Origin of the sequence: Rhodococcus sp. B7740 (genome assembly GCF_000954115.1) — a bacterium.
Lineage (GTDB): Bacteria > Actinomycetota > Actinomycetes > Mycobacteriales > Mycobacteriaceae > Rhodococcoides.
Window position 1 is genome coordinate 1,789,247 of record NZ_CP010797.1, and the last position, 23,674, is coordinate 1,812,920.

Sequence of the window (23,674 nt, forward strand, 5' to 3'; positions counted from 1 at the left end):
TCCTCGATCCGCTGCAGCTGTACGGACCGATTGCAGCGACGACAGTGCCGATGCTTAGACTCCGACGTGACGTTCGTAACGAAGCACGCGAGAAACACATCTGTAGGAGGCTCAGTGCCCAGCCATGCCAGTGCTCAGATCACCAAGGTTCTTGTCGCCAATCGTGGCGAGATCGCGGTGCGGGTGATCCGGGCGGCCGCCGATGCCGGGTTGGCCAGTGTCGCTGTGTACGCCGAGCCCGATGCCGATGCCCCGTTCGTACGGTTGGCCGACGAGGCGTTCGCGCTCGGGGGTCAGACCTCGGCGGAGTCGTATTTGGTGATCGACAAGATCCTCGACGCCGCCGCCAAGTCCGGTGCCGACGCCATCCACCCCGGCTACGGGTTCCTCTCCGAGAACGCCGACTTCGCCCAAGCGGTGATCGATGCCGGGCTGATCTGGATCGGGCCGTCTCCGCAGTCGATCCGCGACCTCGGTGACAAGGTCACCGCCCGCCACATCGCCGCCCGCGCCAAAGCACCGTCCGTGCCGGGCACCTCCGAACCGGTGAAGAACGCCGACGAGATCCTCGCCTTCGCCGACGAACACGGTCTGCCGATCGCGATCAAAGCCGCGTTCGGTGGCGGCGGACGCGGCATGAAGGTCGCCCGTACCCGCGAGGAGATCCCCGAGTTGTTCGATTCGGCCACCCGCGAAGCGGTCGCGGCGTTCGGGCGGGGGGAATGCTTCGTCGAGCGGTACCTCGACAAGCCCCGCCACGTCGAAGCGCAGGTCATCGCCGACCAGCACGGCAACGTCGTCGTCGCAGGCACCCGCGACTGCTCGCTGCAACGCCGCTTCCAGAAACTCGTCGAAGAAGCCCCCGCCCCGTTCCTCACCGACGCCCAACGCAAGGAAATCCACTCGTCGGCGAAAGCGATCTGCCTCGAAGCCGGCTACTACGGTGCCGGGACGGTCGAATACCTCGTCGGCCAGGACGGCCTCGTCTCGTTCTTGGAGGTCAACACCCGCCTGCAGGTCGAACACCCCGTCACCGAGGAAACCTCCGGCATCGATCTGGTGTTGCAGCAGTTCCGTATCGCCAACGGTGAGGAACTGTCGATCACCGAAGATCCCGAACCGCGGGGGCATTCGTTCGAGTTCCGGATCAACGGCGAAGACGCCGGCCGTGGGTTCCTGCCCGCACCGGGCCCGGTCACCACGTTCATTGCCCCGTCGGGTCCGGGTGTGCGCGTCGATTCCGGTGTCGAATCCGGCTCGGTGATCGGGGGCCAGTTCGATTCGATGCTCGCCAAGCTCATCGTCACCGGAGCCACCCGCGAGGAAGCCCTCGCGCGGTCGCGTCGGGCCCTTGCCGAGTTCACCGTCGAGGGGTTGGCGACGGTGATCCCGTTCCATGCTGCGGTGGTCTCCGATCCGGCGTTCATCGGCGACGGGGAGTCGTTCTCGGTGCACACCCGGTGGATCGAAACCGAATGGGACAACCAGGTTGCCCCGTTCACCGCCGGGCAACCGATCGACGACGAGGAGGTGCTGCCGCGGCAGTCCGTCGTCGTCGAGGTCGGTGGCCGACGTGTCGAGGTCTCCCTGCCCGGGGAACTGTCCCTCGGTGGCGGTAACGGCGGCGGTGCCAACGCGGGTGCAGTGCGGCGTAAGCCGAAACCGCGTACCCGTGGTGGTGCCGGAGCCGGTGCGGCATCCGGTGACGCGGTGACCGCACCGATGCAGGGCACCGTGGTCAAAGTCGCTGTCGACGAAGGCCACACCGTCGAGGCCGGGGACCTCATCGCCGTCCTGGAAGCGATGAAAATGGAAAACCCCGTCAACGCCCACAAAGGCGGCACCATCACCGGCCTGACCGTCACCGCAGGCGACGCCATCACCCAAGGCACCGTCCTCGCAGAGATCAAATAACGACATATCGGTAGCGATGCGAATTTTGGCTCGAATCCGGGCCTTGGATAGCGTTACCCTGTAGCAATGTCCGAGCTTCCGGAAATTCGTATCGGTACAGCTGATCGGGAAAAGGCGCTCGACGCGCTGAGCCTGCACTTCAGCGAGGGTCGCCTCACGGTTCCCGAGTTCGACGAGCGTAGTGCCACTATCGCTTCGGCCACGACGCGTGGGGAGCTCGACACAGTATTCGTCGATCTCCCCGCGACGCCGGGTACGGCCCAGGCACCTGCTCGGACCGGGGCGTCGCCCGTTCCCGCAACGGCCGGAACCGGTATCGACTGGCGCGCAGTGGTGATGCCGGTGGTGATATTCGGTTCCCTGGCATTGTTCTTCCTCACCGACTTCGATCAGAACTGGCTCTTCTTCCTTCTCATTCCGTTGGCGGGTGTGGTGCTGTCGGCAGGTGGCCATTCCAAGAACGAGAAAAGGAAGAAGAAGAGGAATCGTTGAAGGCGCTTCTGTTCGATGTGTTCGGCACGGTGGTCGATTGGCGCACCAGTGTGGCCCGTGAGGTCGAATCTCTGTGTGGTTCCGACGTGGACAGTCATGCATTCGCCGACCGCTGGCGCAGCCTGTATCAACCGGCGATGGAACAGGTCAGGTCGGGTAGTCGACCGTTCACCCGGCTCGACGTACTTCATCTCGAGTCTCTTCGAGTCGTACTGTCGGAGTTCGACGTTCAGCTCGACGACGCCGACGTCGCATCCTTGAACAACGTGTGGCACCGATTGGATCCGTGGCCGGACTCGGTGCCCGGTCTCACGAGACTGCGGACCGATTTCATCATCGCCCCACTCTCCAACGGCAATATCTCGTTGCTTCTCGACATGGCCAAGAACGCTGGGCTGCCGTGGGACGCGATCCTCGGTGCAGAACCGGTCCAGGCGTACAAGCCCATGCCCGACGCGTATCTCCGCACCGCGGATATTCTGGGTCTGGAGCCGAGCGAATGCATGATGGTCGCTGCCCACAACAGTGATCTCGTGGCAGCAGCCGACTGCGGGTTCGCTACGGCCTTCGTCGCCCGTCCACTCGAACACGGGCCGAGCCAGACCGCCGACCTCGCCGCGGAGTCGGACTGGACCCACAGCGTCGACTCGATCGAATCTCTCGCAACACAATTGGGCTGCTGACCGCACCTGCCGCTCAGTGACGCGCGAGAGGAATGAGTTGGCGCGCAATCCACGCGTCCACGTCCCGATGCGACCGGAAGCGGACAATCATCAGCTCTGGGCGGCGCACACTCAGTTGCCGCACCCGCGCGGTGGTCGACCGATCGGTGTTCCACGCCCATCGAATGATGTGCTCACGGTCGAGGAAGATGCGGTGCAGTGGCGGCTCGATGTTCCCGTTCCACAGCTCACGCCTACCGAACCTGCGGCGTAGCGTCCGAATAGTCACCTGCCGCATGACTGTTCGACGGGGTAGGTCGAGCCACAGGAACAGCTCGGCTCGATCGGCGAGACGGTCTCGGACATACTGCCATTCGGTGACCCACGAAGAACGTGCAACGAACTCGTCGACGTCGTGCTCGAAGGTCGGACGCGGTGTCCAGTTCGGTCCGTGGAACAGGCTGTCGATCTCGATGTGTTCGATACCGAGCAGGCACCCGAGGCGCGCGGCCAGCGTGGTCTTGCCGGAACCGGATGTTCCCGCGACGACGATTCGCGCAGGGCGATGTGGCAGCGCGGCATCCGGTCCGAAAATCACGACCGCGTCGCTCGTGTGCGGGCCAACAGATACGCCTGAGGCGTGGGTTCGTGCCCCATCGGGGCTCGATGCACGCGCACGTCCACCTCGAAGTCCGCGTCGACGAGCATGCCCGCGACTGCCTCGGGGTCGAGTCGATAGGCGTCGTAGGAGACCGAGTGCCCGTAGACGTGTTCGAGCCGCACTCGCTGGTCGCCGGACTGAAATGCCAAGAGCAGTGGACCGTTGGGCATGAGCACTCGATGCAGTTCGGCGAACACGGCAGGCAGGTGCGCCGGAGGGGTGTGGATGATCGAGTACCAGGCAACGATCCCGGCGACGGAGCTGTCCCCCGCGTCCAACGCCTCCATGGATCCGACACCGAATCGCAGGTGCGGATGTTCGCGCCGAGCGACCTCGATCATGTTGGGCGACAGATCCATTCCCGCTACGTCGAGGCCGAGGCGGTGCAGCTCCGCGGTGACGCGGCCGGATCCACAGCCCACCTCCAGAACGGACCCGCTCGGTACCCGGGCCGCGAATGTCGCCAACAATCCGTGCTCGAGATGTCGGCCGTCGAGCTCGTCGCGGACGAGGTCGGCGTAGCTTTCGGCGACGGTGTCGTAGGCAGATCTCGTCATCGAAACATGCTGGTGCTCGGCCACGGTGGCTACGGTACCGGCTCACCCGGCGTCGGCAGGTACGAGTGCGTCAGCATCTCGAAGAAGTGACCGGTCGGGTCGCGGAAGTACACTCCGCGGCCACCGTGCCCGGTGTTGACAGTGCCGGGTTCGGTCATCCGAGGATCGGCCCAGTGCTCGACGCCCTGGTCGACAAGCCTGGCGTAGGCCGCATCGAACAGATCGTCGCTGACTCGAAAGGCGTAGTGCTGGAACTGAATATCGTCGAAGGGAGGCTCGGCGAATTGAACGAGCGTGCCGTCGGTGAGTTGCACGTTGACGAACGGCCCCCACGACGGTGCCTCCGGCAGACCGAACAGCGTGCGAAAGAACGCCGCAGAGTCGGAACTGTTCTTCGCCACGATGATGGTGTGATCGAACGAAATGGACATGCGCTGCTCCTGGGCAGTACGACGCCTCCATGCCTGACGCAGTCCGTCATCGACACGCGACGCTGTCGCCGATGCTCGCACGGACCCCGAATCCGAGTCAACCGGTGAATTCACGGTCGCAGTTCGGTCATCTCCGATGACAGCATCGCCGAGGAAAGGACCACAGCATGGTCGGCAGACTTCTGTTCGTTCACGGTGCCGGCGGATTCGTCGACGACGCACCGCTGGCCAACGGGCTTGCGCAGGCTCTGCGCCTCGACCTTCGGATGCCGGAGCTGCCCGACACCGCCATGGGTTTCGAGGACTGGGCCGAACCGGTTCGGCAGCACCTGGACCGGCTCGGACCCGAGGATGCGGTGATTGCGCATTCTTTCGGCGCATCGATCCTCGTCAGAGTCTTGGCAGAACATCGCCGGGAGCGACCCCTGCGAGCCACTCTGTTGGCAATGCCGGACTGGACGCCGCGTGGGTGGGACGTCGCCGAATACGCGTTCACCACCCAGGAGCCCGAGACCGACCTGACGCTGCTTCACTGCCGGGACGACGACGTGGTTCCCATTTCTCACCTGGCGCTGAACTCGAAGGCTCTCCCGTCGGCGACGGTGGTCGAGTTCCCGACCGGTGGTCATCAGTTCGACGGCATGATCGACGCTGTTGCCGCTCGAATCCTCCGACCGGGCGCTCACCGATAGTCGTGATCGATTCCCGTTGCCCAGTGCGAACATTCGACGGCAACGACGTCGTCTCTTCCCCTCAGGAAGTCTCGGGCACCGGAGTCTCCCGATGCCGATGCCACGGCTGCGTCCACGTGTCGACGCGCCAGAACGACAGGATGGCCGGGACGGCCGTCGAACACGGCCCTGGCGAGACCGGTGTCCCGCGCTGCGCCGAGTACTGCCCGAACCACCTCGGCTCCGACGTCCGGGGTGTCGACCACGTGCACAACCGCGTACTCCGCGTCCGCCGTCGCCGCCAAGCCGGCGGTGAAGGAGGCGCTCATGCCCTGGTTCCAATGGGGCGTGTGCACCGCGATCACGCCGTCGGGCATGGGCGCATCTGCTGCGCCGAGAACCACGACCACGCGATCACAGCCACCGTCGCGCAGCGCCTGCACCGCCGTCCGCAACCACAGCCCGTCGTGGGCGAGAACCTTGGGTGATCCGTATCGCGTTCCGGCACCGGCGGCGAGCAGCACTCCGACGGCAAGGTCCGACACGATCGCTCCCTTCTCCGTTGGGTGGAGTCTTGGATGTTCGCACAACGTCCACGTCGAGTACGCCCCGAAGTTTGTGCGCGCTCGACTAGCGAGGATAGGCGTGATGGCTGATTCTTAGTGCACTTCTCCTGCAGCGTCGCAGGAATCCTGCCCTGTTGCTTCCGCGAGGTGCCCACCCATGTCCGTCAAGCCCACCACACGCAAACGTGTCCATCCTGTCGACGAAGTGCTTCCCGTTCCGAAACTTGCCGCCTACGGGTTCCAACATGTCGTCGCGTTCTACGCAGGCGCTGTCCTGGTACCGATCATCATCGGCAGCGCGATCGGACTGACCAACGAACAGTTGATCCACCTGATCAATGCGGATCTGTTCACCTGCGGCATCGCATCGATCATTCAATCGGTCGGATTCTGGAAGGTCGGCGTTCGACTCCCGCTGCTGCAGGGTGTGACGTTCGCCGGTGTCTCTCCGGTGATCGCGATCGCGATGGCGAACGGCGGCGGCACCGAGGGGTTGCTGTACGTCTACGGCGCCGTCATCGTCGCCGGACTCGTCACCTTCTTCATGGCTCCGTACTTCAGCAAGCTGCTGCGGTTCTTCCCGCCGGTGGTGACCGGTACCGTCATCACGATCATCGGTGTCGCGCTGCTCCCGGTGGCCGTCAACGATGCGGTGACCAATCCCGCTACGCACGAGCAGGATCCGACGAACGGCCGGTGGATGGCGTACGCGATCGGCACGCTGCTGATCATCGTGCTGATCCAACGTTTCTTCAAGGGCTTCATGGCCACCATCGCCGTGCTGCTCGGCCTGGTGATCGGAAGCGCCGTGGCATTCGTGCTGGGAGACATGAACTTCGACGGCACCTCGGATGCATCGTGGGTCGGCTTCACCCAACCCTTCCTGTTCGGTGTACCCAAATTCAGTGTCATCGCGATCATTTCGATGATCGTCGTCATGCTCATCATCGCCGTCGAAACCACCGGCAGTGTGTACGCGACGGGTGAGATCGTCGGCAAGCGCATCAAGAAGGACGACATCGCAGCGACTCTGCGGGCGGACGGAGTGGCCACCGTCATCGGCGGTACGTTCAACTCGTTCCCGTATACGGCGTTCTCGGAGAATGTGGGTCTGGTGCGCCTGACCGGTGTGCGCAGCCGGTGGGTCGTCGCCGCGGCCGGCGGCATCATGATCCTGCTCGGCCTGCTGCCCAAGACCGCGGCGGTCGTCGCGTCCATCCCGCCACCGGTACTCGGTGGTGCCGCGCTGGCGCTGTTCGCGACCGTCGCCGTGGTCGGAATCCAGACGTTGTCGAAGGTGGACTTCACCGATCATCGCAACCTGATCATCGTGGCCACCAGTCTCGGACTGGCGATGCTGGTGACCATTCAACCGTCGGTCTCCGAGGGCGTGCCGGATTGGCTCGAGATGTTGTTCGGCAGCGGCATCGTTCTCGGCGCGGTGTCCGCGATCGTGCTCAACGTGTTGTTCTTCCACATCGGCAACCGCGGCCAGGCGGTTGCAGGCGGTCCGGGTAAAGGCATCACCCTCGACAAGGTCAACGAGATGTCCGCCGAGGACTTCGCCGCCACGTTCGGCGGCCTGGTGCAGGGCACTCCGTGGGTGGTCGAACGCGCCTACCAGCAGCGCCCTTTCGCCGATGCGCACGGTCTGCGCGAGGCCTTCCAGGAAGCACTGTTAGCCGGCACCACCGAGGAACAGATCGAACTGATCAACAGCTACCCCGATCTCGGCAGCGAGGACGCCACCGGCACCCTGAACGCGGCCGATCACGTCGGCCTGTCCAACCTCGAGGAGGACGAACACAACAACATCGTCCAACTCGCCGCCGAGTACAGGGAACACTTCGGCTTCCCGCTGGTGATCTGCGCGCGGGAGACCGAACGCTACGATCGAGTCCTGGCCAACGGCTGGTCTCGCGTCGAGAACGCACCGTCGGCCGAGCGGTCGTTCGCGATGATCGAGATAGCCAAGATCGCCAACTACCGGTTCGACGATCTCGTGGCCGATGCCAACCCGATCGCGGCCGCGCGGTTCGGTCGCATCAACGATTTCAGATAGAGAGCGCGAGTTGCTACACGAATGGATAGGGCTCGACGGGTTCAATCGGCTCAGTGACAGGCAGGCGATGCATGCGCTCTACGAGTGCTGCGCGTCGTCGATCTGGGCCCGTCGAGTCGCCCACGGTCGCCCCTTCGACAGCCGAGACATGCTGTTGGACAGAGCAGATCGGGTGTTGGCCGAACTACCCGAGGCGGAGATCGACCATGCGCTCGACGGTCATCCTCGGATCGGAGGCAAGGCCGACAACCCATCGTCGAAACGTGAGCAGGCCGCGGTGACGAGCGCGGGCACCGAGGTGCTCGACAAGTTGGCGGCGGGGAATCGTTCCTACGAGGAGAAGTTCGGTCACGTCTACCTGGTGTGCGCCACCGGCAGATCCGCGGAGGAACTGCTCGCTATCCTCGAGGAGAGGCTCGACAACGATGCCGAAACCGAAAGACGGGTGCTGCGCGTGGAACTGGCCAAGATCAATCGAATTCGCCTCGGCCGCATGCTGGGTCCCGAGCAGTGACGGGATTGTCGACGCACGTCCTCGACGCGACGTCGGGGACACCTGCGGTAGGGATGAGGGTGCGGTTGTTCCATCCCGAGGAAGGCGAGATCTCCACGGCCACCACCGATGGCGACGGCCGCATCGGCGAGGTCGTGCCCGGTCCGATCGATCCGGGCGTGTACCGCCTGTCGTTCGACACCGGCGACTACTTCGAGGCGACGAGAACCCCGAGCTTCTATCCCGAGGTGTCCATCTCGTTCACCGTCACCGATCCCGACGCCCACTACCACGTCCCATTGCTGTTGTCCCCCTTCGCTTATTCGACCTATCGCGGGAGCTGACATGACCGACCTGACCGGCAAGATCGTCCTCGGATCCAATCAGTACGGCAAGGCCGAGAACCGCGTGGTGCGGATCTATCGGGACTCGCCTCGGCACGAGATCCACGACATCAACGTGTCGAGCGCTCTGCGTGGCGATTTCTCTCCCGCGCATCTGGTGGGCGATCAATCCAATGTGCTTCCCACCGACACCCAGAAGCAGACCGCGTACGCGTACGCGAAGACCAAGGGATTGCTCCACCTGGAGAGTTACGGCCTCGATCTGGCCCGCCACTTCGTCGACGATGTGGAGCCGGTGGAGGGTGCGCGCATCGAACTAGAGGAGTACGCGTGGGCCCGCGCGGTGATCGACGGCGTCGAGCACGATCACACGTGGACCCGCAAGGGCGAGGAGATCCGTACGTCGGCGGTGACCGTCGAGGGCAAGGGTGACGCGCAGAAGACGTGGGTGATCAGCGGCTTCAAGGAGATGGTGATCCTCAAGTCCACGGGTTCGGAGTTCCACGGATTCCTCGAGGACGACCTGACGATTCTCGAGCCCACGACCGACCGGGTGATGGCGACATCGTTGACAGCGCAGTGGCGATACACCACCACCGACGTCGAGTGGGATGCCGTCTACGCGGGCGTGAAGGCGGCGATGATCGAACGGTTCGCCAACCTGCAGTCACTGGCCCTCCAGCAGACCCTCTACGCCATGGGCGAGGCGGTGCTGGAGAAGTATCCGTTCATCGCCGAGATCACCATGTCCGCACCGAACAAGCATCACTTCGTCTACGACCTGGGCAAGTTCGGCATCGAGAACAATCTCGAGGTCTTCAACGCGGACGATCGGCCGTACGGTCTGATTCAGGCAACCGTCGAACGCGAGGATGCCCCGGACGCCGGAAGTGCCTGGCGGACATACTCTGTCGTCGGATAGGGTGCCGCACTCATGTGTGCAGCGCCGCGGTCCATTCCACCAACGGGGCGAGAGCTCGCCAGGCATCGCGCACCTTCGTCGCGGCCTTGGGTGTCTCGAGCCACGCGGGTGAGCCGAAATGCTTGCCCGCGGTGAGTGACTTGTGGCGCAAGAGGTCGATGCGCGGGTGGTCGAGCTCGTATCCCCGCGGCTTGGTCTTGAGCTTGTCGCCGCCGATCTCGTAGCCGGCCTTGGTCAGCGTCGCCAGTATCCGCTCGAGTTCGGCTCCGCGGACGTCGTCGTCGACGGTGCGGCGGTAGCGGGCAACGCCTTCGGACGAGGAGTTGTAGAAGCCGCCTGCAACGAACAATCCGGCGGGATCTATCTGCACGTAGAAGCCGAGACTGTCACCGCGAGCGACGAAGCCGCCCTGGTGGGTCTTGTACGGGGTCTTGTCCTTGGAGAAGCGAACGTCGCGGTAGGGGCGGAAGACCTTGGCGGTACCGAACTCCGATTCGAGTGTCGCGAGCAACGCCGTCATCGGACCCTTGACCGCGTTGTCGTAGACATCCTTGTGCTCGTTCCACCAGAGCTTGCTGTTGTCGGCTTCGAGGTCCTCGTAGAAGTCCAGGGCCGCGAAGGGTATTCCGGTGAAGCCAGTCATCGTTCGATCCTATGCGGCCCCGGTAGCCGACGAACGAGGGATGGATTGAAGCGCGAGATAGACATCGAGCCGATCCGAGGTGGAACTCATATCGCGGCCCAGCAACTCCTCGACTCGCTTGATTCGGTACCGCACGGTGTTCAGGTGTACGTGCAACGATTCGGCCGTTCGGTTCCACGATCCGCCGGTGGCCAGGAACTCGCGGAGGGTATCGGTCAGACCGGCATCGGTTCGCCTGTCGTAGTCGAGCAGCGGCGCCAGAACGTGTTCGACGAACGACCGACGCACGTCGTCGGGCAGAGCCGAGAGCATCGTCACCGCCGATGTCGGTTGCGCACCCGCGGTGATGGTCACCGGGCTCGACCCTTGCCTGCTCATTTCCAGTGCGTGGCGGGCCGATCGCAGCGCGCCGTCGATGGTGATCCCGGTCGCTTCGGAACTGACGCCCACGAGCAGACGGCTGTGTCCGATGCCGGAGCCCAAACGGCTCAATCGGGTTCGCAGTGTGTGCGTGAAGCTCGGATCGTCGGTGTTCACGACGGCGACGATGTCGCCGTGCGTGCTGCATCCGACGCACCCGCCGCCGAAGGAGGTCAGGGTGTCGCTGAGAACCGTGCGCAGCATCTCGCGCAGGTCGATCCGTCCGCTGTGGACGACCCTGACGACCACCAGCGAGCGGTCCGGGTCGACTCCTGCCTGGCGCAGCCGCGTCATGGCTTCGGGTCTGGTGCTGTCGGTTTCGATCAACGCCACTGCCTGGTCGGCGATTTCACGACGGACCAGCCGTCCCTCCTCGCGTCGAGCACGATCGAGCGCGGCGATCGCCGCGAGCTGACCGAACGCGTCGGAGATGGCGGGTGGGAACGTCGCCATGTCTCCGGCCACTGCGAGGAACCATCGCGTGGTCCGCTGCACGAGCGACGGTCCGATGCCGAAGATGCTGTACACATCGCCGTCACCGAGAGTGGTTGTCGTGGGGAGCCTTTCGGAGGACAGCGCGGCGTGCGTCAGCGTGTCCACGTCGGCATCGGTGAACGCCGAGACCTCGGCGACCAGCCGACGTCCGGTCGCGGTGAAGATCAGACACGCCATCCCGGTCTCCCTGGAGGTGTGCAACGCCAACTCGTCGAGCGCTCTGCCGTCCGCGATCGCCGTGAGCAGCTGACGTTGCCGGACGAGCGAGGTGTTCAGCATGGCTATGCGGTCTCCGGTGACACGGCCGACGAGGAACTCGGTCACCTCCCCGAACGACACGGCCTCGGGTATTGCGAGCAGCGGTAGACCGTGCCGCTCGCAGGCCTCGATCAGGTCGGGTGGGACGTGGCCGAGAAGCCCTTCACCGGCGGCCAGTGCCGACGCTCCCGATTCGGTGACGGCCCGGACGAACATCTCACTGTCCGCGCGCGTTCGATGCCATACGAGACCGGTGATGACCAGCTCACCACCCGCGATGTAGCGCGACGGGTCGGGCAGATCCGTCGTGTACGTCCATCGCAACGTCCGACCCAGTGCGTCGGTATCGGAGGTGAGCAATCGAATGCCGAGCTGCGCGGCGTCCAGCAAGTCCTTGACCTGCACTGCGGTTCCTCCCCCGGCCCTCGCTGAGCGTGCCCGAAACAGCCGAGCGCGTAGGAAGAAACAGTATGTGTGGGTTGTTTCCACCGGGTTTCGGGCGTATCGCCGAACGACCGAAGATCGGTAACAGATACTCATTACAGTTCGAGAGGACACATCGGCTGGTGGATCTGCCGGCGTGGAGGATCCGCCGGCGAGGACGAGGGGTGAACGACGACCATGGATCTCGGTACTGTCGACGACATCGTGCTTCCCGGCTCCCGCGCGGACCTTCCGCCAGGACGTGTGGACACTGCGGTCCTCGCGGGAGGTACCTGGCTGTTCTCGGAGAAGCAGGACCATCTGGCCACCCTCGTCGACATCACCGCCTTGGGCTGGGAGCCGTTGACAGTCACCGAGACCGGGCTCTCGATCGCCGCGACGTGCACCATCGAGACGCTGGCACGCTACACCTCTCCGTGGCCGGCCACCGCGCTGTTTCCCCGCTGCGCAGCAGCATTGTTGGCCTCGTTCAAGATCTGGAAGACCGCCACCGTCGGCGGCAACATCGCGCTGGCTCTTCCTGCCGGAGCGATGATCTCGTTGACCGCAGCCCTCGACGGCGTCGGGCAGGTGTGGTCGGGCGATGGCCCCGATCACGACTATCGCATCGCGATCGCAGACCTGGTCACGGGCCCGCACGCCAATGCCCTCCGACCGGGAGACGTGCTGCGCAGTATCGATGTTCCACTGCACGCTCTCCAGTCGCGAACGGCGATGCGCAAGCTCGCGCTGTCACCGCTCGGCCGATCGGCGGCCGTGGTGATCGGGCGGGTCGACGAGGGCGGCGAGTTCGTTCTGACCGTCAGCGCGTCGACCGTCCGTCCGTTCGTTCTACGCTTCCCGGCCCTGCCGACGGCGGGCGAGCTCGACGACGCGCTCGCCGCCACCATCGGTCCCCAGCACTGGTACGACGACCCCCACGGGGCTCCGGACTGGCGGCGTCACATCAGTTGCACTGCAGCGCAGCAGATTCGCGAGGAGTTGTCATGATCGTAGACATCAACGGTGTGCCGACCGATGTCACTCCACGGCCAGGTCAGTGTCTGCGCACCATGCTCCGTGAACACGACCACTTCGAGGTGAAGAAGGGGTGCGACGCGGGCGACTGCGGCGCATGTTCGGTTCTCGTCGACGGTGAACCGGTGCATTCGTGCATCTTCCCCGCGTTCCGTGCAGCGAACCGGTCCGTCACCACCGTTGCGGGGCTCGGTACACCGGACGATCTCCATCCGATGCAGAGCCGGTTCGTCGAAGCCGCCGGATTCCAGTGTGGGTTCTGCACTGCGGGAATGATCGTCACGGCCTCGACGCTGACCGAGGGCGATCTGGACGAGCTTCCCGAACGGCTGAAGGGAAACCTGTGTCGCTGCACCGGGTATCGCGCCGTGTCCGACGCCGTCTGCGGAGTGGTCAACACCGAGAAGTCCGTCGACGGTCCGGCGTGTGGACGGTCCCTCGCGGCACCGGCAAGTACCCGCATCGTCACCGGAACCGAGCCATACACACTCGACCACACCCCTCCCGGATTGCTGCACGCCAGTGTTCTCGGAAGTCCACACGCACATGCCCGGATCGTGTCCATCGATACCAGCGCGGCCGAGCAGGTGCCGGGCGTCCAGTTGATCCTGACTGCGAAAGACAGTCCGAGAACCGCGTTCTCGACGGCCCGACACGACCGCCGCGTCGACGATCCGGACGACACCCACGTTCTCGATACCGTCGTGCGCTTCATCGGCCAGCGAGTGGCGATCGTCGTAGCAGAATCGGTCGCGGCAGCCGAGGAAGGGTGCCGCGCTCTCGTCGTCGAGTACGACGTGCTGCCCGCAGTGTTCGATCCGGAGTCCGCGCTCGCCCACGATGCGCCGAAGATCCACGGCGACAAGGACGCGACGGCTCGGATCGCGGATCCGTCGCGCAATCTGGTGGCCGAGCTGCACGGCAGTACCGGGGACGTCGACGCAGGCGTTCGCGACGCAGCTGCGGTGGTCACCGGCCGCTGGACCACTCAGCGGATTCAGCACGTGCACTTGGAAACCCACGGCACCATCGGCTGGTTGGACGAGACCGGAAAGCTGAATCTGCGCACCAGCACTCAGGTTCCGTTTCTGGTGCGAGACGAGATCTGCGAGATCTTCGGCTTGGCACGCGATCGCGTCCGCGTGTTCACCGCGCGCGTCGGCGGCGGATTCGGCGGCAAGCAGGAGTTGCTCACCGAGGACGTGGTGGCGCTGGCGGTACTGCGTACCGGTAGACCGGTGCAGTTCGAGTTCACGCGCACGGACGAGTTCACCGTGTCGCCGTGTCGTCACCCGTTCCGTGTCGACGTCACCGCCGCCGCGAGCGCCGACGGTATCCTGACGGCCCTGTCGATCGACGTCCTCACCGACGCCGGTGCCTACGGGAACCACAGTGCCGGTGTGATGTTCCACGGCTGCGGCGAGTCGGTGGCGATCTACCGGTGCGCCAACAAGCGCGTCGACGCGAAAACCGTGTACACCAACAACATTCCGTCCGGAGCCTTCCGCGGTTACGGGTTGGGGCAGGTGATGTTCGCGATCGAATCGGCGATGGACGATCTCGCCCGAGAGATCGACATCGATCCGTTCGAGTTCCGCAGGCGCAACGTGATCGTCCCCGGCGACGACATCGTCGCCGCCCACCACGAGGCGGACGATCTGCAGTTCGGCAGCTACGGCCTCGACCAGTGCATCGATCTGGCCGAAGCCGCTCTGCGACGTGGCAACGGCGAGCACGCACCGGCGGGATGGAAGGTCGGCGAAGGGATGGCGGTGGCCATGATCGCGACCATTCCGCCGCGCGGTCACCGCGCCGAGACCTCGGTGGCATTGCTGCCCGAGGGTCGGTACGAGATACGGGTCGGGACTGCAGAATTCGGCAACGGCACCACCACCGTCCACACTCAGATCGCGGCGAGTGAGCTGGGCACGTCCGTCGACCGCATCGGAGTCGATCAATCCGACACCGACTCGGTCACGTACGACACGGGCGCATTCGGTTCGGCGGGCACCGTGGTGGCGGGCAAGGCCCTGTACGCGGCGGTTCGCGCGATGTCGACTCGGATCCTGGAGTTGGCCGCCGCCGTGACCGGACACCGGAATTCGGACTGCACACTCGGACCGGAGGGGGTGCGCTGCGGAGATCGCTTCGTCACCCTCGACGACGTTCTGACGATGGCAGGAGGCACCCTCGTGACCGCGGGCAACAGTGGTGGGCTGCCGCGTTCGCTCGCGTTCAACGTGCACGCGTTCCGGGTGGCGGTGCACGAGGACACCGGTACCGTGAAAATACTGCAGTCGGTGCAGAGCGCGGACGCAGGAACCGTGATGAACCCGCAGCAGTGCCGTGGACAGGTCGAGGGTGGCGTCGCCCAGGCGATCGGGAGCGCACTGTACGAGGAGATTCGTACCGACGGTGCCGGTCTGGTCACCACCGATTCGATTCGCAGCTATCACGTTCCGCAGTTCGCGGACATTCCCCGCACCGAGGTTCTGTTCGCCGACACCTACGACCGTCTGGGTCCGTTCGGTGCCAAGTCGATGAGCGAGTCTCCGTACAACCCCGTGGCACCGGCTCTGGCCAACGCGATCCGTGACGCCGTCGGTGCCCGACTGTACGACCTGCCCATGTCGTCGGACCGGGTGTGGCGTGCGGTCAGCGGTCGTAGAAGGTCTGCAGAATGATCGTGCTGCGTGTCCGCACGTTGGCGGTTGCTCGGATCTCCTGCAGCAGACGCTCGAGCGCCCTCGGCGACTCGACGCGTACCAGCAGGACGTAGCTTTCCTCACCGGCAACCGAGTGGCACGACTCGATGGCCGACAGATGCTTCAACCTGGCGGGGGCATCGTCCGGTTGCGCGGGATCGATCGGAGTGATGGCCACGAACGCCGACAGCGGCCGGCCGAGGGCCTCCGGGTCGACCTGCGCCGTGTACCCACGGATCACGCGTCGGGACTCCAGCCGCCTGACTCTGGATTGAACGGCCGAGACGGACAGCGAAGCCTTCTCCGCCAACGTCGCCAGAGTGGCGCGTCCGTCGGAGACAAGCTCGTCGATGATCAAACGATCGACGCGATCGAGATTTTCACTCACCTGCGCAATGTAGCCCAGATCCCGAACGAATCAGCGGCCAGATCCGTTATCGCTGGTCGAATCGGTGCTTGCGCCTCTTTTCGATCGTCCGGCAGAGGTCACACGAAGAGCGGCGGTAGGGCGAGAACCATGACCGCCGACCAACTGACGTGCGTCAGGATCGGCGCAAGAATTCCGCCGGACGCACGCCGCTGCAGTCCCATCACGTACCCCAGAAGTACCGCGGCGAAGCCGAGCATCGGGTTGCCCGAGGCGAGGGTGGCGATCGCGTAGACGACCGTCGAGATGATGACCGGATGCCTGACGCCGATGGCCGCGTACAACGCTCCTCGGAAGAAGATCTCCTCGGCGACGCCGTTGAGCAGCGCGATGAACACGATGAGCACCAGAGAACCCACCCGAGCGTGCGCCAGTACGTTCTCGGTGAAGTCGGCGAGCGGCGGTATCTGGCGAACGACGAGTCCGCCGAGCATGAACACCCCACCGACGGCGAGGCCGATCAGGATGGGTGTGACGATCGGTCGCCTGATCGATCCCCCGACCTGAATGCGTCCGAGATGCAATGGGCCCGAGAGGAATCCACCTATCGTCCACACCGCCGCCAACACCAGGGTCAGCGCGTAGAACGCCGGATCGCCCGGCTCGACCTTGAGCGAGAAATAGAGCACCGTCGCACCGATCACCAGTGTGATCAGCACGATGATTCGCCGCTTGCGGAACGCTGCGTCGGACTCCTTGTGATCGCGCTCGACCGGGTCGACCAGAGCGGACTTCATCACGTTGAGCGCGGTCGTGGACCACGTTCCCATCACGCCTCCTCGGTATCGGTCAGTCGGCGCACGACCGACCTCGCGCGTCGATTCACGTCGGCCATCACGTCGAGATTGGTCCGCACCGCCGCCGCAACGGGCTTCGAGTACAGCAGTCGACGCCCACCGAGGGCTTCGATCAACCCCCACGTGCGGTCCGACGACGCCGCGACACCGCGACGCCTGATCCCCAGGGCGTCACCGCCGCTCCACGCCGCGTCGGTGTTCGCCAACCGAAGCGGATCCTTCAGGGCGCACACACCGGGAGGGTCACCCACCATTCCCCGCACACTACGGGCCATGGCGTCGGCGATCGTGGTGAGACCTCGGGGAGGGTCGGGAACGAGCTCGCGAATCCGACTCTCGGCCGTCGTCATCGTGTTGTGCAGTGATCCGACGAGATCCTCGGCGAGTCCGGCGGGAACCGGAATGATCTTTCCGATCACCTTTCCTGCGAGCGAGGTCGGCACCAGCGGCACCGGAACGCCGATGCGCTGGAGACCGGCAGCCTCGACGTACGCGAACACCAGATCTCGATACGGCACCACATCCGGCCCACCGATGTCGTAGGAGCCCGCCGGAACCGTCTCGGCGTCGGCGGACGCCACCAGGTAGTGCAGCACGTCGTCGACGGCGATGGGCTGCACGGGCTCGGCCAGCCAACTCGGCAGCGGCAGCACCGGCAAGCGGTCCGCGAGGTAACGCAACATCTCGTACGACGTCGAGCCGGCACCGAGGACGATGGCCGCTCTGAGCCAGACCAGCTCGACGCCGTCCACCGTCAGTGCCTCGCCGACGTCCGCCCGGCTCGCGAGGTGCTCCGACAGACGGTCGTCGTCGGGTACGAAACCGCCGAGGTAGACGATTCGGCGTACTCCCGCACGGGCGGCCGCGGCTGCGAACTGCTCGGCGGATCGTCGGTCCTGCGCGCGGTAATCCGACTCGCCGATGGCGTGAACGAGGTAGTAGGCGACATCGATGTCACCGGATTCCGCGAACGCGGCCGCGCAGGACCGTTCGTCGGTGACGTCGAGCGAGACTGCGGTGACGGAGTCGAAGAAGTCGAAGGTCCGCAGGTTGTCCGGCGTTCGGGAGCCGACGACGACGTCGGCATCGTCGGCCAGCAGCGCTGCCACCAACCGCGACCCGATGTATCCGCTGGCACCGGTGACGAGAGCTCTCATGCGTCGAGGCTAACGGCACTCGGGGCGTGGTGTCGGTGTGGCATTGTCGCTCCTATGGCTCTGGTCTTGGCAGGTGTGGTTCTCCCCGATCCCCTCGGTACCGAAACGGTGCTCCGGCGCGGAGTCGCGGTAGCGCGGGCCGGAGCGGGCTGGATGCTCACCACGACCGCTTTCGGGCTTACCCTCCCCGGCCGAATCGAAGCACTGCTGACGCGTATTGAGATGTTGATGACACGCATCGATCACGTGATCGACTCCGCCGACGCCGTGGTCGCCAGCGTGCAGCGGACAACCGGTGCCGCGGACGACGTGGTCGCCTCGGCATCGGTCGCCTCGCACACCGCGCTGGAACTGATCGAGTTGTTCGATCCCATCGCCAAGAAATCCGAACCCATGGCCCGCAAGTTCGTCGACAACCTCTCGGAGGAGGAAGTCGACGCAGCGATCGCCATGGTCGATCAGCTGCCTGGACTCCTCGCTCACATGGAAGCGCTGCTTCCCATCCTCGCCACCCTCGACACGGTGTCCCCCGAGATTCACGAGCTGCTCGGAGTCACCAAGGACGTCCGACGCGCGGTCATCGGAATCCCCGGATTCAAGTTCTTCCGAAACCGCGGCGAGGACAAGCTGGCCGACGAAGAGCGATTCGAGGACTGACCCCTACTTGACGAAGGCGAACTCTTCGCCTGCGTGGAACCGGGCGAGGGTCTCCGAGATCGATCGCCGTGACGGCGGATGAAAAGCAAAGGCGTGCAATGCCGCTGCAACATAAGCGATTTCGGGTGACTTGATGAAGCCGATCCCGCCCAACGATTCGACCGCAGCGGAACTGCCCCGCACCAGAGCGTCGCGAACGGCGATGCGGTTGAACAACAACCTCACCGAGATGTCCTGCCCGCGTTCACCTTCGTCGAAGGCGCGGGCCACGTTCTCGATCGCCGCCATCGACGTCTCCAGTTCGGCCGCCGCGCGAGCGTATCCCTCGTAGTCGCCTTTGTCCTGCTCGATCATGCGCTCGAGCAGAGACGTCGCTGCACCGATGTAGTTGGCCGAGATCAGCATGCCGAACCAGAGGTATCCGGTCATCTCGTGCACGCCGTCGGGGTCGTCGTCCTTGTTCGGCAGAACCAGACTGGCAGGCACTTCGACGTCCTCGAGCAGGACCTCTTCGCTCTGCGCGCCGGCCAGGATGTCGGTGGTCCAGAACGGCTTCACGCTCATTCCCGGGAGACTTGCCGGGATCAGGGCGACGGCACGGTCGCCGGAGTCGATCTCCACGCTGCAGGTCAGCAGATCCATCGATCGTGCCAGGCTGCACGGCTTCTTGCTGCCGTTGACGATGTAGTTCTCGCCCTTCTTCACCGCGGTCATCGTCGGGATGAACACACTCCCGCCGGTCACGCCCTCCGAGAATCCGGAGGCGACGATCGCCTTCTGTTCGACCAGTCCCTTGATCAAGGCACGGTCGTCCTCGGTGGCACCGCGAGCGAATTCCGTCAGCGAGGCGACCGAGAGATGGTGCATCGTGGTTCCCGCACCCAGAGAGGGCGACCGCGACCCGATGGCCCGCTGCGCCCGGACCGCGTCGATGGCCCGAGCACCGAGACCCCCGAGTTCGGTCGGAACCACCAAACCGGTGCCACCGAATTCTCGAAACTTGTCGATCGCGTCCGACTCACGCGACTCGAGTCGATCCAGCGGGGTTGTGTCCAGATAGTGCATCAAACCCGGCATGTACTTCTCGAGGGTTTCCCTTTCGCGCACCATTAATCCAGTCACAGTTCTTCTCCTTGTGTCACTAATCGATTGTGTGCCACTGATTGATTGCATCTACGCCGTTTTTGTGCCATCACTTGATCGCGACAAATCGGTCGTAATCCATAATCACAGCGGTGGAGCAGGTGAATTCGCGCTGACCATCGACGATACCCTGTGACCTGCACAGATAAACTAAAGATATCGTAAAATCTTGGCGATCAAAAAATACCGAGATCATTTTTTCGGGCCGTTTTACCGACTGATTTCCGTTGCGAAAGCGTCTATCGAAACATCGAATATTCTTTCGTCGAATACCGATCGATGTCGCCGCCGGCTCCGAATCAACTCATGAATTCGCGACGAACCACAATCGACTCTGTGAGGAGTTCTGGTACACGATGGTTGTCAACAGATTGATGAAACGACTCGGCGGCGACGAACGCGTGGATTTGCTGCGGGCCGTCCGAGAAGCCGATGTGGTCCCCTACTTCCGCAAGATGGAATCGGCTGTCGCTCCCGTCGTTCGCGTCGAGGGCGAAGACAAGATCATGCTCGGTTCCAACAACTACCTCGGCATCGCCGACCACCCGAAGGTGGTCGAGGGTGCTCAGCACGCGCTCGACACGTTCGGCAGTGCCGTCACCGGAAGTCGCCTGCTCAACGGCACCCTGGACCTCCACCTCGAACTCGAACACGAGATCGCCCAGTGGCACGGAACCGACGACGCACTCGTCTTCACCACCGGCTACCAGACGAATCTCGGAACGATCAGCGCGATCGTCGGCCCCGGTGACACGGTGATCGTCGATTCTGCAGCCCATGCCTCGATCCGCGACGGCAGCGCGCTCTCCGGAGCGTCGGTGGTCAAGTTCAAGCACAACGACATGGCCGATCTCGAGGCCCGACTCCAGCAGCCCGTCGTCGACGACGGGGCCGTGCTGGTCATCGTCGACGGCCTCTACTCCATGGAGGGCGACCTCGCACCGCTCGACGCCGTCTCCGAGCTGTGTATCCGTTATCACGCGGCACTGATGGTCGACGAAGCCCACAGCCTCGGCATCTACGGGCCCCAACTCACCGGAGCCGCCGAGCTGTTCGGCATCACCAGGGACGTCGACGTCACGATGGCGTCACTGTCGAAGAGCCCCAGCTCCACCGGCGGGTTCGTCACCGGATCGAGTGATCTGATCGACACCCTGCGAGTCAAGGCCCGCGCCTTCCTGTTCACGACTTCCGGCGTGCCTGCTGCGGTGGGAGCCGCGCTGGCTTCCGTCAAGCTGATCCGCAGCGACGAAGGTAAGGATCGGGCTCGGCGCGTCCTCGACAACGCCGAGATGCTGCGCGGCGGATTGCAGTCGGCCGGGCTCGACGTAGCCGGTCGCTCCGCGACCCCGCACGGAGACACGGCCTCACCGATCGTCTCACTCCACGTCGGCGACGATCTGGTGGCCATGAGTCTGTGGAAGAACCTCTACGACCGCGGCATCTTCACCAGCGCCGCCTTGCACCCCGCGGTGCCGAAATCCGGTGCGATACTGCGCCTGTGTGTGATGGCAACACACACCGAACAACAGCTGTCGACCGCAACGGACCACATCGTCGAGGCCGTGGCCGGACTACCCGGATGAGTGAGCACACCCGGGGTCTCCGTATTGCGGTCACCGGTGCCACCAGCGATTTCGCGGCCGCGATCCTGCCCAGATTGTTCGACGACCCCGAGGTGGACACGGTCGTCGGCATCGCCCGTCGGCCTGCGCGAATACAACACCCCAAGTTCACCTCCGTCCGATCGGACATCCGGTCGCCGGATCTCGAGACGCTGTTCGACGGCTGCGATGCCGTCCTGCATCTGGCGTTCGTCGTCGAGGAGCTCAGGGACAAGACCGAAACTCACGACATCAACCTGCGCGGCTCACGCAACGTGATCGACTCGGCGTACCGAGCGGGCGTCGCGCGGGTTGTGATCGCGTCGAGCATCAACGCGTACGGTGCCGACATCGCACCGGAACCGCTCACCGAGAACACCTATCCCACAGGTGACCCCGGCCGCTACTACTTCTACGACAAGGCCGAGGTGGAGCACTACGCGGAGTGGTGGCTACGCAGACACCCCGGGGAGATGGCCATCTCCATGCTGCGGTGCACCTACATCGTCGGACCCGACTTCTCCAACGACGGAATCGATCAGTTCACCGGCCCGGTGGGAGCCTTTCCCGACGCGGATCGCGCGTCGTATCAATTCCTGTATCAGGACGACATGGCCGACGCGTTCCACCGAGCCGCGAAGACCGACCTCGTCGGCCCGTACAACCTCGGTCCGGTGGACTGGGTCGGTGTACGCGAACTCGCCGCGATGCAGGGGCAGGTGATGTTCGACGTTCCCCAGAAGGCCGCGACCCACGTCGCGAACGTGGCGTTCCGGCTGGGCCTGACGCCCTTCTCCGGGCAGTGGGTGACGCCGGGCGAACCGATCGTCGACTCCTCTGCCCTCGGCCGCGCCACCGGCTGGGCTCCGACCCTCACGGCACACGAGAGCGCGGCGGTGATGATTCTGTTGCAAGGCAAGCCGCTGCTTCGGCGCGGTGACGCCCTCGCGCGCGGCATCGCCTGCGAAGCCGCCCTACGCCCGGCCTCCGAGGCGGTGGAGCTGAGCCGCGCGGACGTCGCGGCCCTGCAGATCGACCATCGACAGCTCGATACCGGTCACGGAAGCGTGCACGTCGAGATCCATCGGTCGTCCGCGGGATCCGATCGTTCCGTCGTACTTCTCGCGGACACCGGTACGCACGGGCGGTATCTGACGACGTTGGCGTCGGACATCGCGGCCGGAGGGGTCGATGCCGTCGTGCTCGATCTCCCCGGGCACGGCTTGAGTACGGGTCGGCGCGGTCGATCGTCGGCGGCGCAGACCACCGCCGCCGTGGATGCGGCGTCACGGTTCGCTCGGGTGGAACTCGACACCGCGCCGATCACGGTGCGCAGCGGTGTTCGCCACGCAGCGGACACGCTGATCGGCGGTATCGTCCGGCGGGCGACCGGCTGGACGACGATGGACGAGCCCAGCCGATCCGACGGCCTGCTGCCGGACCGGACTCGCGTCGACGGGACCTCGAGCATTCCGTTCGTGTCGACCGCCGCCGATGCACTGGCCCTGTGCGCGACGACACCGGGCCTCAGCGCCGCCGGATGAACCTGCTGCCGAGACGTGTCCACCACGCCGGTCGGCCGACGCCCGTCGTCGTGGCACCGGACGTCCGGGCCGCCTGAGCGGCGTGCTCGCGCGCGAGTCGGTCGACCTCGGCGCGGTTGATCCGCCAACTCTCCATCCAGGTCTCGACGTCCACCGGGCCGAGCGGCACGACCGGCGGCGTCGGGAACCGAATCCAGTCGACGATGCGAGCATTCAACTCGTCCAGCACATCTCGCGCCGAGTCCTCGCGCCGGATGGCGATGAGCGTCGACGGCAGCCGCTCGATCTCCTTGCGCAGCTGCAATGCGGTCGGCAGCAGTGCGTCGGCGGGCAGGTTCTCCCTCTTCAGAAAGCCTCGCACCCACCACAACTCGTCACCGGGATCCCCCATCGGGATCGGCTTGCCGGTCCCTTCCAGATTCTCGAACGCGCCGTCTTCCTGCGCCTGACGTATCTGTTTGTCCACCCAGGACTCGAACGTGACTCCTGGTTCCTTGCGCTCGGTCACCCCACCGACTGTAGATCCGTGGCTGCGCCGTTCGCCAGATCCGAACACGACGAAGCCCCGGACCGTTGTGCGGGCCGGGG

24 protein-coding genes are annotated in these 23,674 nt (G+C 64.8%); 13 read left to right on the plus strand and 11 right to left on the minus strand.

Annotation, left to right across the window (positions count from 1 at the left end):
* The first annotated feature begins 114 nt into the window (after window positions 1–114).
* The 3 genes from NY08_RS08240 (at window position 115) to NY08_RS08250 (ending at window position 3,089) form a co-directional block, all read left to right on the plus strand.
* Window positions 115–1,914 (plus strand): acetyl/propionyl/methylcrotonyl-CoA carboxylase subunit alpha, encoded by a 1,800-nt coding sequence (locus tag NY08_RS08240; protein WP_045195788.1) that lies wholly within the window; start codon window positions 115–117, stop codon window positions 1,912–1,914.
* A 66-nt stretch (window positions 1,915–1,980) separates the two neighbouring features.
* Window positions 1,981–2,406, plus strand: coding sequence for a DUF1707 SHOCT-like domain-containing protein (locus NY08_RS08245; RefSeq protein ID WP_045195789.1), 426 nt, complete (start codon window positions 1,981–1,983; stop codon window positions 2,404–2,406).
* Window positions 2,403–3,089 (plus strand): haloacid dehalogenase type II, encoded by a 687-nt coding sequence (locus NY08_RS08250; RefSeq protein ID WP_032397423.1) that lies wholly within the window; start codon window positions 2,403–2,405, stop codon window positions 3,087–3,089. Before NY08_RS08245 ends, NY08_RS08250 begins: the two co-directional genes overlap by 4 nt.
* A gap of 13 nt (window positions 3,090–3,102) precedes the next feature.
* Here the strand turns inward: NY08_RS08250 and NY08_RS08255 are convergent, their stop codons facing one another.
* From NY08_RS08255 to NY08_RS08265, 3 genes are read right to left on the minus strand one after another with little or no spacing between them, the layout of a single operon-like run.
* A complete protein-coding gene (locus tag NY08_RS08255; RefSeq protein ID WP_442970813.1) occupies window positions 3,103–3,666 on the minus strand; it encodes an AAA family ATPase in 564 nt (187 codons plus the stop codon).
* Window positions 3,663–4,286 (minus strand): class I SAM-dependent DNA methyltransferase, encoded by a 624-nt coding sequence (locus tag NY08_RS08260; protein ID WP_045200007.1) that lies wholly within the window; start codon window positions 4,284–4,286, stop codon window positions 3,663–3,665. The genes NY08_RS08255 and NY08_RS08260 overlap by 4 nt, the downstream gene beginning before the upstream one ends.
* A 29-nt stretch (window positions 4,287–4,315) precedes the next feature.
* The gene (locus NY08_RS08265) at window positions 4,316–4,717 is read right to left on the minus strand and encodes a VOC family protein (RefSeq protein ID WP_045195790.1); all 402 of its coding nucleotides are present in this window, start codon (window positions 4,715–4,717) and stop codon (window positions 4,316–4,318) included.
* A 167-nt stretch (window positions 4,718–4,884) separates the two neighbouring features.
* Between NY08_RS08265 and NY08_RS08270 the strand changes: the two genes are divergently transcribed.
* A complete protein-coding gene (locus NY08_RS08270) occupies window positions 4,885–5,409 on the plus strand; it encodes an alpha/beta fold hydrolase (RefSeq protein ID WP_045195791.1) in 525 nt (174 codons plus the stop codon).
* Here NY08_RS08270 and NY08_RS08275 read toward each other — a convergent pair.
* On the minus strand, window positions 5,400–5,936 hold the full coding sequence (locus NY08_RS08275) for a nucleotidyltransferase family protein (protein WP_045200009.1): 537 nt from the start codon (window positions 5,934–5,936) through the stop codon (window positions 5,400–5,402). The genes NY08_RS08270 and NY08_RS08275 overlap by 10 nt on opposite strands.
* A 175-nt stretch (window positions 5,937–6,111) precedes the next feature.
* Here NY08_RS08275 and uraD (NY08_RS08280) point away from each other — a divergent pair, with 175 nt between their 5' ends.
* The 4 genes from uraD (NY08_RS08280) to pucL are packed head-to-tail and all read left to right on the plus strand — an operon-like array spanning window position 6,112 to window position 9,775.
* Window positions 6,112–8,016: a 2-oxo-4-hydroxy-4-carboxy-5-ureidoimidazoline decarboxylase gene (gene uraD, locus NY08_RS08280; protein ID WP_045195792.1), complete on the plus strand. Its 1,905-nt coding sequence runs from the start codon at window positions 6,112–6,114 to the stop codon at window positions 8,014–8,016.
* A gap of 10 nt (window positions 8,017–8,026) precedes the next feature.
* Window positions 8,027–8,530 carry a 2-oxo-4-hydroxy-4-carboxy-5-ureidoimidazoline decarboxylase gene (gene uraD / locus NY08_RS08285; protein ID WP_032397426.1) on the plus strand — a complete coding sequence of 168 codons (504 nt, stop codon included), beginning with the start codon at window positions 8,027–8,029 and terminating at the stop codon, window positions 8,528–8,530.
* Entirely contained in the window at window positions 8,527–8,853 is a 327-nt protein-coding gene (gene uraH / locus NY08_RS08290) for a hydroxyisourate hydrolase (RefSeq protein ID WP_032397427.1), read from the plus strand. Before uraD (NY08_RS08285) ends, uraH begins: the two co-directional genes overlap by 4 nt.
* Before the next feature lies 1 nt (window position 8,854).
* Window positions 8,855–9,775: a factor-independent urate hydroxylase gene (gene pucL, locus NY08_RS08295; RefSeq protein WP_045195794.1), complete on the plus strand. Its 921-nt coding sequence runs from the start codon at window positions 8,855–8,857 to the stop codon at window positions 9,773–9,775.
* 10 nt (window positions 9,776–9,785) lie between these two features.
* On the opposite strand, the gene NY08_RS08300 is transcribed toward pucL, so the two are convergent.
* Window positions 9,786–10,418 carry a DUF2461 domain-containing protein gene (locus NY08_RS08300; RefSeq protein ID WP_045195795.1) on the minus strand — a complete coding sequence of 211 codons (633 nt, stop codon included), beginning with the start codon at window positions 10,416–10,418 and terminating at the stop codon, window positions 9,786–9,788.
* Between the two features lie 9 nt (window positions 10,419–10,427).
* The gene (locus NY08_RS08305) at window positions 10,428–11,996 is read right to left on the minus strand and encodes a PucR family transcriptional regulator (protein ID WP_045195796.1); all 1,569 of its coding nucleotides are present in this window, start codon (window positions 11,994–11,996) and stop codon (window positions 10,428–10,430) included.
* 216 nt (window positions 11,997–12,212) lie between these two features.
* Here NY08_RS08305 and NY08_RS08310 point away from each other — a divergent pair, with 216 nt between their 5' ends.
* Both NY08_RS08310 and NY08_RS08315 read left to right on the plus strand, forming a co-directional pair.
* Entirely contained in the window at window positions 12,213–13,025 is an 813-nt protein-coding gene (locus tag NY08_RS08310; protein ID WP_032397431.1) for an FAD binding domain-containing protein, read from the plus strand.
* Window positions 13,022–15,736: a molybdopterin-dependent oxidoreductase gene (locus NY08_RS08315; RefSeq protein WP_045195797.1), complete on the plus strand. Its 2,715-nt coding sequence runs from the start codon at window positions 13,022–13,024 to the stop codon at window positions 15,734–15,736. The genes NY08_RS08310 and NY08_RS08315 overlap by 4 nt, the downstream gene beginning before the upstream one ends.
* On the opposite strand, the gene NY08_RS08320 is transcribed toward NY08_RS08315, so the two are convergent.
* The 3 genes from NY08_RS08320 to NY08_RS08330 form a co-directional block, all read right to left on the minus strand.
* The gene (locus tag NY08_RS08320; protein WP_032397433.1) at window positions 15,708–16,145 is read right to left on the minus strand and encodes an Lrp/AsnC family transcriptional regulator; all 438 of its coding nucleotides are present in this window, start codon (window positions 16,143–16,145) and stop codon (window positions 15,708–15,710) included. The genes NY08_RS08315 and NY08_RS08320 overlap by 29 nt on opposite strands.
* A 98-nt stretch (window positions 16,146–16,243) precedes the next feature.
* Window positions 16,244–16,954: a CPBP family intramembrane glutamic endopeptidase gene (locus NY08_RS08325; RefSeq protein WP_032397434.1), complete on the minus strand. Its 711-nt coding sequence runs from the start codon at window positions 16,952–16,954 to the stop codon at window positions 16,244–16,246.
* Window positions 16,954–18,138, minus strand: coding sequence for an NAD(P)H-binding protein (locus tag NY08_RS08330; protein WP_045195798.1), 1,185 nt, complete (start codon window positions 18,136–18,138; stop codon window positions 16,954–16,956). Before NY08_RS08330 ends, NY08_RS08325 begins: the two co-directional genes overlap by 1 nt.
* A 54-nt stretch (window positions 18,139–18,192) precedes the next feature.
* On the opposite strand from NY08_RS08330, the gene NY08_RS08335 reads away from it, so the two are divergent.
* Window positions 18,193–18,795 carry a ribulose 1,5-bisphosphate carboxylase large subunit gene (locus tag NY08_RS08335; protein ID WP_045195799.1) on the plus strand — a complete coding sequence of 201 codons (603 nt, stop codon included), beginning with the start codon at window positions 18,193–18,195 and terminating at the stop codon, window positions 18,793–18,795.
* Between the two features lie 3 nt (window positions 18,796–18,798).
* Here the strand turns inward: NY08_RS08335 and NY08_RS08340 are convergent, their stop codons facing one another.
* The gene (locus NY08_RS08340; RefSeq protein WP_045195800.1) at window positions 18,799–19,917 is read right to left on the minus strand and encodes an acyl-CoA dehydrogenase family protein; all 1,119 of its coding nucleotides are present in this window, start codon (window positions 19,915–19,917) and stop codon (window positions 18,799–18,801) included.
* A gap of 377 nt (window positions 19,918–20,294) precedes the next feature.
* Here NY08_RS08340 and NY08_RS08345 point away from each other — a divergent pair, with 377 nt between their 5' ends.
* Both NY08_RS08345 and NY08_RS08350 read left to right on the plus strand, forming a co-directional pair.
* A complete protein-coding gene (locus tag NY08_RS08345; protein WP_045195801.1) occupies window positions 20,295–21,524 on the plus strand; it encodes an aminotransferase class I/II-fold pyridoxal phosphate-dependent enzyme in 1,230 nt (409 codons plus the stop codon).
* The gene (locus NY08_RS08350; RefSeq protein WP_045195802.1) at window positions 21,521–23,086 is read left to right on the plus strand and encodes an NAD-dependent epimerase/dehydratase family protein; all 1,566 of its coding nucleotides are present in this window, start codon (window positions 21,521–21,523) and stop codon (window positions 23,084–23,086) included. Before NY08_RS08345 ends, NY08_RS08350 begins: the two co-directional genes overlap by 4 nt.
* Here the strand turns inward: NY08_RS08350 and NY08_RS08355 are convergent.
* Complete coding sequence (locus NY08_RS08355; RefSeq protein WP_045195803.1) at window positions 23,070–23,594, minus strand: J-domain-containing protein; 525 nt, start codon at window positions 23,592–23,594, stop codon at window positions 23,070–23,072. The two genes, NY08_RS08350 and NY08_RS08355, sit on opposite strands and share 17 nt — an antisense overlap.
* Window positions 23,595–23,674: the final 80 nt, after the last annotated feature.